The organism is Marivivens aquimaris, assembly GCF_015220045.1.
GTDB lineage: Bacteria > Pseudomonadota > Alphaproteobacteria > Rhodobacterales > Rhodobacteraceae > Marivivens > Marivivens aquimaris.
On the sequence record NZ_JADBGB010000001.1, the window covers coordinates 1,540,130 to 1,552,726 of the forward strand.

The window sequence follows — 12,597 nt, forward strand, 5'->3', positions numbered from 1 at the left end:
TCAGAATGAAGCATCAGACCGGCGCAAGATCCGCGCGGGCTTCTTTAAGGAGGCGCTGCGCTTCGGAGCCTTCGATACGGGCGATGTCGTCCTGATACTTGAGGATCGCGCCGAGGGTGTCAGCGATGACCTCGGGACTGAGGTCGATCACATCGAGCGCGAGCAGGCATTTCGCCCAGTCGATGGTTTCCGCAACGCCAGGTTTCTTGAAGAGATCCTCCGTACGGAGTTTCTGCACGAAGGCGACGACTTCCTTGCTGAGCGTTTCCTGCGCTTCGGGGGCGCGGGCGTGGAGGATGTCCAACTCGCGGTCGAAGGTGGGGTAATCGACCCAGTGATAGAGGCAACGGCGCTTCAGGGCGTCATGGACCTCGCGCGTGCGGTTGGAGGTCAGGATGACGATGGGCGGTTCCTGCGCCTTGATCGTTCCGAGCTCGGGCACGGTGACTTGGAAATCTGAGAGCGCTTCGAGGAGGAACGCCTCGAACGGCTCGTCGGTGCGGTCGATTTCGTCGATGAGCAGCACGGGCGCGCCGCCCTCATGGGGGCGCATCGCTTCGAGCAGCGGGCGTTCGATCAGGAAATCCTCGTTGAACAGCTCGGATTGCAGCGCCTTGCGATCGGCGCCCCCTGCGGCTTCGGCCGTGCGGATCGCGATCATCTGCGCGGCGAAATTCCATTCATAGACCGCTGAGGCCGCGTCGAGCCCTTCGTAGCATTGCAGGCGGATCAGTTTGCGGCCCAGCGCGCAGGCGATGGCCTTGGCGATTTCGGTTTTTCCGGTGCCTGCTTCCCCCTCCAGAAACAGCGGGCGACCGAGTTTGAGCGATAGAAAGGTCACGGTCGCAAGGGCGCGGCCACAGATGTAGCCTTCGCCCGCGAGCATGGACTGCACGTCGTCGATACTGTCGATAGTCATGAACTCCTCCGATTCAACCTCCATGCTGCCTTGTGGCAAAATTCGTTCAAGCCCTGCATAAGTCGCATGAATTTGCCGTTCATAGAGCGCAGAGCGGTCGCGCCTTGAGCGCAATTCCGCCCTAATCTAGGCTTAGCCTGCAGAATGGTTAGGTAGTACGCCCTTGAGGCAAAGGATGTGACGTGAGTATTGAACTTACAACCGATTTTGCCGGTCTTTCGAATGAGGACTGGTTCGACGCACTGGACGATGTGGCCGAAGAACACGGGCATTTCGAACGGGTCGGCGCGAATCATGCAGCCGCTTTCATCGATCAGGGCAAGAAGCTGCTCGTGACATTCGAGACCTTTCCCGAGATTTGCGAACAGTCCGAAGTCATGGAGCCGCGTGGTTTTCAGGCCGCCCGCGACTTCGGCTGGTCACACCTTGCGATCGTGGCGCGCGGCGAAAGCTGGTTCCGTGATCTGCGGCTCTATCAGTATTTCGACCGCTTGACGGATGATGGCTTCTTCGAAGATTTCGACGAGGTTCTGTTCTTTGGCACGCACCGCGGCGGCTATGCTGCGGGTGCCTATGCGGTTGCCGCTCCCGGCTCGCGGGTTCTGTCGATCCGTCCTGTGGCGACGCTTGATCCGCAGATTGCCAACTGGGACCGCCGTTATCTGGAAGCGCGGCGCACCGACTTTTCGACGCGCTACGGCTTTGCGCCGGATATGATCGACGCCACGCAGCACACATTCGTGGTTTTCGACCCGCAAGAAGACCTCGACGCGATGCACGCGGCGCTCTTCACCCGTTCGAACGTGACCAAGCTGCGGATGCCGCGCATGGGCACGAAGCTGGATCATAACCTCGACGAGATGGGGATCCTGCTGCCGCTCATGGAATACGCGATGAACGGCGATCTGACGGAGGCGTCCTTTGCGGAGCTTTACCGCTCGCGCCGCGATTTCGTGCCTTATCTGCGCCAGTTCGTTGGTTGGCTGGAGCGCAAACGCGACTACAGCCGCGCCGCCGCGATCTGCCGCTATGTGCTGTCGGAGGGGAAGCGTCCCTACTTTGCCCAGCGCCTGCGCCAGATCGAGGAGAAGGCCGCGCGCGAGGAAAAGATGAACGCGACGCGGGCTGCCCAGTAAAACGGGCCACATTCGGAAAAACAAAAAGGGAGCCGATGGCTCCCTTTTTCGTAGGTCTGTTCCGGTGAGGATCAGACGTACATCATGTCGCGGAATACATGGCGGGCGATACCCTCGCGCGAGATACCGCGCTGTGCCAGTTCGGCGTCCGACATGTTGTTCAGCTTGATGATTTCCTGACGACGACGCGGAAGGTCGTGCTGGTTTTCCATTGCTTGAACGAATGCACGACCCAGCTTGGTGAAAAAGCCTTCGCGCGGTGCAGAGAGGTCAGCGTGGGTTGCAGTGTAGGCCATTTTAGCGGCTCCTGAATATGTCATATGCGTTGACCTATAAATAGCTTGTGCGGAGCTACGCGGAAACAGACAATAGGGAAATGCCGCATTGCAGCAGGCGCATGGCCCTTCTCTGCGTTCTGTTTGTGTGGCGCAGTCTTTCGGGACGGTGTATTGCGTGGATCATGACCGAGACAGCACCTACCCGCCTGACAATCCGCCGCCCCGATGATTGGCACCTTCACCTGCGTGACGGTGCGATGCTCGAAGGCGTTCTGCCACACACCGCCGCCCACTTTGGCCGCGCTATCGTGATGCCGAACCTCGTGCCGCCCGTTGTGACGGGTGCGCAGGCCGCGGCTTATCGCGACCGGATCATGGCGGCCCTGCCCGAAGGCATGTCGTTCAAACCGCTGATGGTGTTGTACCTTACCGAAGAGACGGACCCCGAAGACGTCGCCGCCGCCCACGCTGCGGGCATCGCGACGTCGGTAAAGCTCTACCCTGCCGGTGCGACCACAAACTCCGCTTCGGGCGTGCGCGACTTCGACAAGGTGCGCCCCGTTCTGGAGAAAATGGCAGAGATCGGAATGCCGCTCTGCGTTCATGGCGAAGTCACCAACCATGACATCGACATCTTCGACCGCGAGGCTGTGTTTATCGACCGCGTCCTGCACCCGATCCGCAAGAAGGTGCCCGATCTGCGCGTGGTCATGGAGCACGTCACCACCCAAGACGCCGTCGATTACGTGCGCGATCACACCAAGAACCTCGCCGCCACGATCACGACGCACCACCTGATTATCAACCGCAACCACATCCTCGCGGGCGGTATCAAGCCGCACTACTACTGTCTGCCGGTCGCCAAGCGCGAAAACCACCGCGTCGCACTGGTCGAGGCTGCAACCTCGGGCGATCAGCGTTTCTTCCTCGGCACCGACTCCGCGCCGCATACCGACCCGAACAAGCTGCAAGCCTGTGGCTGCGCGGGCTGCTTTACTGCGCCGAACACCATGTCGTGCCTCGCCGAAGTGTTCGAGGCCGCAGGTCGCCTGAAAAAGCTCGAAGCCTTCGCCTCGCTGAACGGTCCGCGCTTCTACCGCATGGAGCCGAACGAGGAGACTATCACCCTCACCAAAGGCGAACCCGTGGAATATCCTGCACAAATCATGACCGGCGCAGGACCGGTAACGGTGTTCGATCCAGGCTTCCCACTACATTGGCGGGTGTCCTGAGTAAGGTTCTCATGACTAGGCAGCCCAATACATGCCAAAGTTGTTGAGCGAATCTCCACACAACTCGAAAAAGTACGCGGTCCGATTGGGGGCCGCGTTTTTTTTGAGGATCACGATATGACAACCTACTCCTTCCAGGGCGTGGCGATTTCATTCGACTGGGACAGCAACGCGAACGACAGCTATCCGGTCGAATTTCTGGGTGATGCAGAGCTGGCAATCACTGCACCGGACAATTCCACCATTTCGTACGAGACACTCGGCGACGGCATGATCCAGCTGAACCTCAACGACGGTAAGAACTTCTCTGGCGCGACCTTCACTGCCGGAACCTACGACGACGCAGACCTCACCAAGTTGGACGTCGAAGAAGAACTGGTTGTCATCGACTGGACGATGAACGGACAGTCCTATTCCACGACCGTGTTCCACCTCGAAATCTACGACAACGCCTCCGACTACGACTCGACGGGTTTCTTCTTTGTTGTCGACGGTGATCCGATTCCGCTGACGTCGATCGAAGCGTATGAGAGCATCGATGCCTATATCACCGGCGTCGACTACCCGAGCGGCGACCTCGCGCCCGGTGCCACTTTCGGCTGGGATGACCTCAACCCGACGTCGTTCACTGAAAACGACGAGTTCCTCAACACGCGTGGCAAGGACAGGTTCGACGGCGGCGCTGGCATCGACACTGTGATCTACGACGACGGCAAGAAGGGCATCAACGTCAACCTGACCAAGAACTATGCTGTCGACAGCTACGGCAAGAAAGACAAGCTGATCAGCATCGAAAACGTTCAGGGCACGTCGGACAAGGACAAGTTCAAGGGCGACAACGCCGACAACGAGTTCTGGGGCAACGGCGGTAAGGACAAGTTCGACGGCGGCAAAGGCAACGACGTTCTGCACGCAGGCAGCGGCAAGAACATCCTGAAGGGCGGCGCTGGCGCTGACGAGTTCGACTTCTCGGACGCCAACGGTTCGAACATCGTCAAGGACTTCAAGGCCGATCAGGGCGATACCATCTCGTTCGCTGATTACGCTGGCGGCATCGACAGCTACGAAGACATGATTACGAACCACGTCGCCGAGACCAAGAAGTTCCTCTACATCTCGGACGAGGACACTGGCCTCAAGATCAAGTTCAACAAGGTCGCGCTCGACGACCTGACCGAAGACGCGTTCGTCTTCTGATATCGGAAAGGCAGCGCCTATACGGGCGCTGCCTTTTGCAGTCTTTCAAACTGGGGCGAATGCGTCTAATGACCCTGCGAAACCTTATCGAAAGGACGCTGCCATGATCCCCTCCTCCTTCCCGTCGAAGTCCGAGATCGCCCGCCTGTCGGCAGGTATGCTGCTTGAGATCGGCGCTGTGTCCTTCAACGCCAAAGAGCCGTTCACCCATGCGTCGGGCAAAAAAGCCCCGACCTACGTGGACTGCCGCAAGCTGATCTCCTTCCCGCGTATCCGCTCGACCCTGATGGATTTCCTGTCGGTGTCGATCATGCGCGAAGCGGGTTTCGAGGCATTCGACAACATCGCAGGCGGTGAGACCGCTGGCATCCCGTTCGCGGCCATGGTCGCCGAACGCCTTGCCCTGCCGATGACATACGTCCGCAAAAAGCCCAAGGGCTACGGCCGCAACGCCCGTATCGAGGGCGCAATGACCGAAGGCCAGCGCGTCCTGCTCGTGGAAGACCTGACCACGGATGGCGGCTCCAAGCTGTCGTTCGTCGATGCGATCCGCGATACCGGCGCGACCTGCTCGGCCACTGCGGTGATCTTCTACTACGGCATTTTTGAGGGCGTTGAGAAAACCCTCGGCGATCACGGCGTGCAGCTGATCAGCCTTTGCACTTGGTGGGATGTTCTCGAAGTCGCCAAGGAGCGCGAGGCGTTTGACGCCGAAACCCTTGCCGAGGTCGAGTCGTATCTGCGCGATCCGGCAGCATGGTCGGCAGCCCACGCCTGAGCCCTATAAATTATCTGTCAGGATAATCGCGGCATTTCCGCAAGATATAGCAGCAAGCATACCAAGCGCCCCCTCATTTGGGGGCGTTTGTGTTGTGCACAGGTTATCCACAGAGTTATACTGTTTGAAGTCGGACGTACCCTCGGGGTAGACCCTCTGCTCACTGGGGCAGCATAAAAAACCGTGGCAGGACTGTGATGAGCGAGATCGCCGTATTCAACGCAAGCGGATCGGAAAGCAACGCCGAAGATCCGGTGCCGCACTCCATCGAGGCTGAACAGCAGCTTCTGGGTGCGATCCTGACGAATAACGATATCTTCGACCGTGTGGCTTCGATCATCACGGCGGACCACTTCTTTGACCCTGTCCACCGCGAGATTTTCCAGACCGCTGCGGCCCGTATTTCGGTGAACGCGCTGGCCTCCCCCGTCACGCTCAAAGCCTACATGAAAGACCACCCCGGTCTGAACGAACTGGGCGGCGCGACCTACCTGCTGAAGCTTGCTGGCTCTGCGATTTCGGCTTTTGCGGCCAAGGACTATGCCCAGCTGATCTACGACCTCGCGATCCGCCGCGAACTGATCGGCGTGGGTAAGGACATCGTCGCCGAAGCAAGCCGCGTTCAGGTGGACTCGGACGCTGCCGAACAGATCGGCAAGGCAGAACAGCGCCTCTATTCGCTGGCCGAAAAGGGTAAGTCAGAAACCGGCTTTACCAGCTTCGTCAAAGCGGTCACCCAAGCGGTCAACAGCGCCAACGCTGCCTACCAGCGTGAGGGTCAGCTGTCGGGTATCTCGACCGGCCTGATCGACATGGACAAAAAGCTCGGCGGCCTGCACCCCTCGGACCTTCTGATCCTCGCGGGTCGTCCGTCGATGGGTAAGACCTCGCTCGCGACCAATGTGGCGTTCAACATTGCCAAGGCGTTCCGCAAGGGCCGCAAGCCCGACGGTACCGAGGGCGCCATCGAAGGCGGAGTTGTGGGCTTCTTCAGCCTCGAAATGAGCGCTGAACAGCTGGCCGCGCGTATTCTGTCTGAAGCGTCCGAAGTGCCCTCCGAACAGATCCGCCGCGGTGACATGACCGAGCAGGAATTCCGCCGCTTCGTCGAAGCCGCGAAAGAGCTCGAAAGCTGTCCGCTGTTCATTGACGACACGCCTGCGCTGCCGATCAACCAGGTTGCCGCGCGTGCCCGCCGTCTGAAGCGGACGCATGGCCTCGATGTGCTGATCGTCGACTACCTCCAGCTGCTGCGCGGCTCGGGTCGCGGTGACAACCGCGTTCAGGAAATCGGCGAGATTTCGATGGGCCTGAAGGCGATTGCCAAGGAACTCAACATCCCCGTCGTCGCGCTGTCCCAGCTGTCGCGTACGGTCGAAAGCCGCGACGATAAGCGTCCGCAGCTGTCGGACCTTCGTGAATCGGGCTCGATCGAGCAGGACGCCGACGTTGTTATGTTCGTGTTCCGCGAGGAATATTACGTGGAACGTGAAAAGCCGTCCGAGGACAGCCCGACCTTCCCCGAATGGCAGGACCGTATGAACCGCCTGCACGGACGGGCCGAAGTGATCATCGGCAAACAGCGTCACGGTCCGATCGGCACCGTGGACCTGTCGTTCGAAGGCAAATTCACCCGCTTCGGCAACTTGGTCAAACCTTGGCAGCAGGACGCGGTCGAGGGGTACTGATTTTCCCTCTTGCTCCTGCAGCGAAGCCATAAGACAAGGGCGATATGGCTACTGGACGTCTGACAATCGATCTTTCCGCGCTGCTTTCGAACTGGCGTTCGCTTGATGCGATGACCGCCTGCGAAACCGGCGCTGTGGTAAAAGCTAACGCCTACGGGCTGGGGTCGGGCCGTGTGGCTGCGGCCCTTGCCGGCATGGGCGTCGCGAAGTTCTTTGTGGCAACGGTCGAAGAAGGCCGGCGCGTGCGCGAATCCGTGGGTCCGGAAAAGGACATCCACGTGTTTTCGGGCCACATGCAGGGCGATACCGAAGCCATCCTTCAACTCAACCTGATCCCGATGCTCAATTCGGTCGATCAGTTGACCCGCCATTTCGAAGCTCTGCCCGGCCATCCCTTCGGCATCCAGCTTGATACGGGCATGAACCGCCTCGGGATGGAGTGGGCCGAATGGGCCGCCGTTGCGGCGATTGCGATGCAGCAGCGCCCGCGTCTGATTATGTCCCACCTTGCCTGTGCGGACGAACCGGATCACCCGATGAACGAGTACCAACTCGGCATCTTCCGCAAGATGACCGACGGTGTGGGCGTTCCGCGCTCGCTGTCCGCGACGGGTGGCATTCTGCTGGGCAAGGAATATCACTTCGATCTGACCCGCCCTGGTATCGGGATGTATGGCGGTCTGCCGTTCGAGCAGGCCAAGCCGGTCGTTCACCTCGACCTGCCGGTCATTCAGGTGCGTGATCTGTCCGAAGGCGAAGTCGTCGGCTACGGCAATTCGTGGCAGGCCAAGCGCGCCAGCCGCATCGCCACCGTTTCGGGTGGTTACGCGGACGGCATCCTCCGTTCGATCTCCAACCGCGCGAAGTTCTGGCACGGCTCGACGCCCGTGCCGCTCGTTGGCCGCGTGTCGATGGACCTGATCACCGTGGACATCACCGACCTCGAAGAGACGCCGGATTACCTCAGCCTGCTCTGCCCGACGCAGACGGTCGACGATCTGGCGGAAATCGGCGGCACCATCGGGTACGAAATCCTGACTTCACTCGGTGGGCGCTATCAGCGGCGCTTTATCGCGTCGTGATCGTGAACGTCCTCCGCGCGGTTGGCCGCGTTGTCATCATGGCTCTGGCGATCGTCGGACGCGTGACGATTTTTGCGGCCGATACGATCAGCCATCTGGTCCGTCCGCCGTTCTACTGGCGCGAATTCGGCGTGGCGATCATGCAGATCGGGTTCTACTCGCTGCCCGTCGTCGGCCTGACCGCGCTGTTCACTGGCGGTGCGCTGGCGCTCCAGATCTACTCCGGTGGTGCGCGTTTCAGCGCCGAAGCCGTTGTCCCGCAGATTGTTGCCATCGGCATGGTGCGCGAGCTTGGCCCTGTTCTGGTCGGTCTGATGATCGCGGCGCGTGTGACCTCCTCGCTCGCCGCTGAAATCGCGACCATGCATGTCACCGAACAGATCGACGCGCTGACCACGCTGTCTACCAATCCGGCAAAGTACCTCACCCTGCCCCGCGTTCTTGCGGCGACGCTGGTGATGCCGATCCTTGTGGGCATCGGTGACGTCATCGGTATCCTCGGCGGTTTCGTTGTCGGCACCGAGCGTCTGGGCTTCAATGCCGCGAACTACATCACCAACACGGTGAACTTCCTCGAATTCCACGATGTCGCTTCCTCGCTGATCAAAGGCGCGGCCTTCGGTTTCATCGCGGCGCTGATGGGCTGCTATTACGGTATGAACTCGGGCCGCGGCGCGCAGGGCGTGGGCCAAGCGACCAAACAGTCTGTCGTCGCCGCCGCTGTTCTGATCCTCGCGGCCAACTTCATTCTGACGGAGGCGTTCTTCTCCGCATGATACGTTTGAGCGAAGTCCAGAAGTCTTTCGGCAGCAACGCTGTGCTGCGCGGCGTAAACCTTGAGGTGGCCAAGGGTACCTCGACCGTCGTTATCGGCGGGTCGGGCACCGGCAAGTCGGTTCTGCTCAAATGCATCCTCGGCCTCGTCACGCCCGACAGCGGCAAGATCGAGGTCGCGGGCAAGGACATCACGACCCAGCCGCGCGACGAATTCCTCGCCCGTTTCGGGATGCTTTTCCAGGGCGGCGCGCTGTTTGACTCGCTTCCCGTCTGGCAAAACGTGGCTTTTCGCCTCCTTCGTGGAGAGCTGAAAAGGCCCAAAGCCGAAGCCCGCGAGATCGCCATCGAAAAGCTTCGCCGCGTGGGTCTGACGCCCGACGTTGCAGACCGTTTGCCCGCCGAATTGTCGGGCGGGATGCAGAAGCGCGTGAGCCTTGCCCGCGCGATTGCCGCGAACCCCGAAATCATTTTCTTTGACGAGCCGACCACGGGCCTCGACCCGATTATGTCCGGCGTTATCAACGACTTGATCCGCGAGATTGTTTCCGAGATGGGCGCGACCGCGATCACGATCACCCACGATATGTCGAGCGTCCGCGCCATCGCCGACCGCGTGGCGATGCTCCACAAGGGCAAGATCCGCTGGGAAGGCCCGATCTCCGAAATGGATGCTTCAAACGACCCGTACGTCGACCAGTTTATCCATGGCCGCGCCCACGGTCCGATCGAGACAGTTCGTTAAGAAGATAACTTTTCTTCAAATATTTTTGGAAACAGGCGAGTAGCCACCCTACCATTCAATTATTAGCGTTGTTTAATTGTTTGAGAGGCTGGCCATGGCGCAGCAATCGACTACCCGGTTTATCGTTCGCTGCTTGCACAGCTTTTCCTTCGGCATGTTGATCGTCATGAACGCCGTGACCATCGGATACGCCCTTCTCTGCGCGGCCCAGATCACCCCGTGGCTCACCCTGCCGCTCGCGTTCGGCGATGTGATCGTCACTAACGCGGGGATGCTGGTTCAACTTGCGTTTACGATGATCATGGCCTCGCTCCTGTTCTTCATCCCGACCAGCAAGCGGGTGATGGACCTCGAGAAATCCCACCGCAAATTCGAGGTGAATATGGACGACGTGGCGCGGGCATACCACGTCTGCCACACCGCTGATCGCGCTGGTGTTTTCACGCTAAGCAGCGAATTCGACGCGGTGCGCGAACGCCTCCATTATCTGCGCGATCACCCCGATCTGCGCACGATGGAAATGGACGTTCTGACCATGGCCGCGCAGATGGGCGAAAAGGCCCGCGAGTTGGCCGATGTCTACGGCGACGAGAAGGTCAAACGCGCCAAAGAGTTCCTGCGGCAGCGTCAGGAGGAAGCCGAGCGCCAGCAAGAGCAGATCGTCGATGCGATGCACATCTGCCGCGAGCTGCGCCAGTGGGCCGATCAGGTCGAGGCCGAAGAAACGGCAGTCGCCAGCCAGCTTGAAAAGCTCGACGGTGAATTGCAGAGCGTTCTACCGCACCTCGGTTACGGTTTCGAGCCGCCGGAGCCCGACCACAAGATCGTTCATATGCCGATGAAACCGGCCGCCGAATAATCTTGCCCCTGCGGTGCCGCCCTGCTCTTGATGCAGCATGGCACGCCGCAACCCTTCGATCCTGACCTACCTCAACCTCGCGCTTTTGGTCCTGTTTCCGGTCGCATGGTTCGCGCCGCTCCTTCGGGCGGCGCTTTTGCCGTTGTTTTCGATGAAGGAAATCTCGGTGATCTCGGGATTGCAGAGCCTTTGGGAAAGCGACGTCTACCTCGCGCTGCTGGTCACATTCCTCGCCGTCTTTGCCCCGTTCATGAAGGCGCTCGGCATGGTGTTGATCGGGTTCGGCCTGCTCGACAAAGCCGTAAAGCCCGTCCTGTTCTGGCTCGCGAAACTGGCGATGGCGGACGTGTTCCTGCTGGCGCTTTATGTCGTTGTCGCCAAAGGCATCGGCGTCGGGCGGATCGAGGTCGCGTGGGGGCTCTACCTCTTTACCGGCTGTGTGCTGGTTTCGGTCGTCACATCGATGGGAACGAAACGGCGCTGATTTTCCGTTGCCGCCGCCCTGCCGATAGGCCACAACCTCCTCATGGCGAAAGAAAAAGCGTTTATCTGCTCTGAGTGTGATGCGTCCTATTCCAAGTGGTCGGGTCGCTGCGAAACCTGCGGGGCATGGAACTCCATCCACGAACAAAAACCGCTGGCGACGGGCCACGGCTCCAAGAGCCTGTCGGGCAAACGCGGCCAGCAGATCAACCTGACGGACCTTGCCAGCCAAGACCCCGAACCGCCCCGCACCGAAGCGGGCGTCGGCGAATTGGACCGCGTTCTCGGTGGCGGTCTGGTCAAGGCATCGGCCATTCTGGTCGGCGGCGATCCCGGCATCGGCAAATCGACCCTTCTGCTTCAGGCGGCGGCGCGGTTTGCGCGGAACGGGATGAAGGTCATCTATATCACGGGCGAAGAAAGCACCCAGCAGGTGCAGATGCGCGCGCGGAGGCTGGGGCTGGAACAATCGCCCGTCATGCTCGCCGCCGAATCCAATCTGCGGGACATCGTCACGACGCTGGAAAAAGAGCATCCGGACCTCGTCATTATCGACTCGATCCAGACCATGTGGGCCGACACGGTCGATAGCGCACCGGGGTCGGTCAGTCAGGTTCGCGCCTCGGCGCACGAACTGACAACATTCGCCAAGAAGCAGGGCATCGCCACCATCATGGTCGGCCACGTCACCAAAGAAGGCTCGCTTGCCGGTCCGCGCGTGGTCGAGCACATGGTCGACACGGTTCTCTATTTCGAAGGCGAGCGCGGCCACCAGTTCCGCGTGCTGCGGGCGGTGAAGAACCGCTTCGGCCCGTCGGACGAAATCGGCGTGTTCGAAATGACGGGCAAAGGGTTGGCAGAGGTGAAAAACCCCTCGGCCCTGTTCCTGTCCGAACGCGGCCAACCGACACCGGGATCGGTGGTGTTTGCGGGCATCGAAGGCACGCGCCCGGTGCTGTGCGAAATTCAGGCGCTTGTCTCGCCCTCCCCGACCCCGCAAGCGCGCCGGTCGGTCGTGGGCTGGGATGGCGGGCGCCTCGCTATGATCCTCGCCGTGCTGGAATCGCGCTGCGGCGTCGCGTTCGCGGGGCTGGACGTCTATCTGAACGTGGCCGGCGGCCTGCGGATTACCGAGCCGGCTGCCGATCTGGCGGTCGCAGCAGCGCTGATTTCCGCTAGGGAAGACGCGGCTTTGCCAGCGGACTGCTGTCTTTTCGGCGAAATCGCCCTATCTGGGCAACTTCGTCAGGTCGTACAAACCGAAAATCGGTTGAAAGAAGCGCAAAAACTTGGTTTCACGACGGCGATATTACCCCGCTTGCCTAAACGGGCGGCGGCACCGGACATGAATCTGCGACAAGTGCAGGACGTGCTCGGATTTGTGACAGACGTTTTCGGCCCGCGAGAGGCAGGGGGATAAATAGAA

13 protein-coding genes are annotated in these 12,597 nt (G+C 60.3%); 11 read left to right on the forward strand and 2 right to left on the reverse strand.

Going from position 1 to position 12,597, the window contains the following annotated elements:
* Positions 1-13 precede the first annotated feature (13 nt).
* Positions 14-919: an AAA family ATPase gene (locus tag IF204_RS07650; protein ID WP_194095920.1), complete on the reverse strand. Its 906-nt coding sequence runs from the start codon at positions 917-919 to the stop codon at positions 14-16.
* A 182-nt stretch (positions 920-1,101) separates the two neighbouring features.
* Between IF204_RS07650 and IF204_RS07655 the strand changes: the two genes are divergently transcribed.
* Positions 1,102-2,055 (forward strand): hypothetical protein, encoded by a 954-nt coding sequence (locus IF204_RS07655; RefSeq protein WP_194095921.1) that lies wholly within the window; start codon positions 1,102-1,104, stop codon positions 2,053-2,055.
* A 71-nt stretch (positions 2,056-2,126) separates the two neighbouring features.
* Here the strand turns inward: IF204_RS07655 and IF204_RS07660 are convergent, their stop codons facing one another.
* Complete coding sequence (locus IF204_RS07660; RefSeq protein WP_194095922.1) at positions 2,127-2,351, reverse strand: DUF1127 domain-containing protein; 225 nt, start codon at positions 2,349-2,351, stop codon at positions 2,127-2,129.
* Between the two features lie 164 nt (positions 2,352-2,515).
* Here IF204_RS07660 and pyrC point away from each other — a divergent pair, with 164 nt between their 5' ends.
* From pyrC to radA, 10 genes are all read left to right on the forward strand, one after another.
* Positions 2,516-3,565 carry a dihydroorotase gene (gene pyrC, locus IF204_RS07665; RefSeq protein WP_194095923.1) on the forward strand — a complete coding sequence of 350 codons (1,050 nt, stop codon included), beginning with the start codon at positions 2,516-2,518 and terminating at the stop codon, positions 3,563-3,565.
* Positions 3,566-3,682: 117 nt separating this feature from the next.
* Complete coding sequence (locus IF204_RS07670) at positions 3,683-4,762, forward strand: calcium-binding protein (RefSeq protein WP_194095924.1); 1,080 nt, start codon at positions 3,683-3,685, stop codon at positions 4,760-4,762.
* 103 nt (positions 4,763-4,865) lie between these two features.
* Positions 4,866-5,540: an orotate phosphoribosyltransferase gene (locus tag IF204_RS07675; protein ID WP_194095925.1), complete on the forward strand. Its 675-nt coding sequence runs from the start codon at positions 4,866-4,868 to the stop codon at positions 5,538-5,540.
* Positions 5,541-5,737: 197 nt separating this feature from the next.
* On the forward strand, positions 5,738-7,228 hold the full coding sequence (locus IF204_RS07680) for a replicative DNA helicase (protein ID WP_194095926.1): 1,491 nt from the start codon (positions 5,738-5,740) through the stop codon (positions 7,226-7,228).
* A 44-nt stretch (positions 7,229-7,272) separates the two neighbouring features.
* Positions 7,273-8,310, forward strand: coding sequence for an alanine racemase (alr, locus tag IF204_RS07685; protein ID WP_194095927.1), 1,038 nt, complete (start codon positions 7,273-7,275; stop codon positions 8,308-8,310).
* Positions 8,311-8,348: 38 nt separating this feature from the next.
* Positions 8,349-9,086, forward strand: a complete 738-nt coding sequence (locus IF204_RS07690; RefSeq protein ID WP_194098172.1) for an MlaE family ABC transporter permease — start codon at positions 8,349-8,351, stop codon at positions 9,084-9,086.
* Entirely contained in the window at positions 9,083-9,829 is a 747-nt protein-coding gene (locus IF204_RS07695; protein ID WP_194095928.1) for an ABC transporter ATP-binding protein, read from the forward strand. Before IF204_RS07690 ends, IF204_RS07695 begins: the two co-directional genes overlap by 4 nt.
* A 94-nt stretch (positions 9,830-9,923) precedes the next feature.
* Positions 9,924-10,688: a DNA repair protein gene (locus IF204_RS07700; RefSeq protein WP_194095929.1), complete on the forward strand. Its 765-nt coding sequence runs from the start codon at positions 9,924-9,926 to the stop codon at positions 10,686-10,688.
* Between the two features lie 37 nt (positions 10,689-10,725).
* Positions 10,726-11,172 carry a paraquat-inducible protein A gene (locus IF204_RS07705; protein ID WP_194095930.1) on the forward strand — a complete coding sequence of 149 codons (447 nt, stop codon included), beginning with the start codon at positions 10,726-10,728 and terminating at the stop codon, positions 11,170-11,172.
* A 42-nt stretch (positions 11,173-11,214) separates the two neighbouring features.
* On the forward strand, positions 11,215-12,591 hold the full coding sequence (gene radA, locus IF204_RS07710; protein ID WP_194095931.1) for a DNA repair protein RadA: 1,377 nt from the start codon (positions 11,215-11,217) through the stop codon (positions 12,589-12,591).
* The last annotated feature ends 6 nt before the right edge of the window (positions 12,592-12,597 follow it).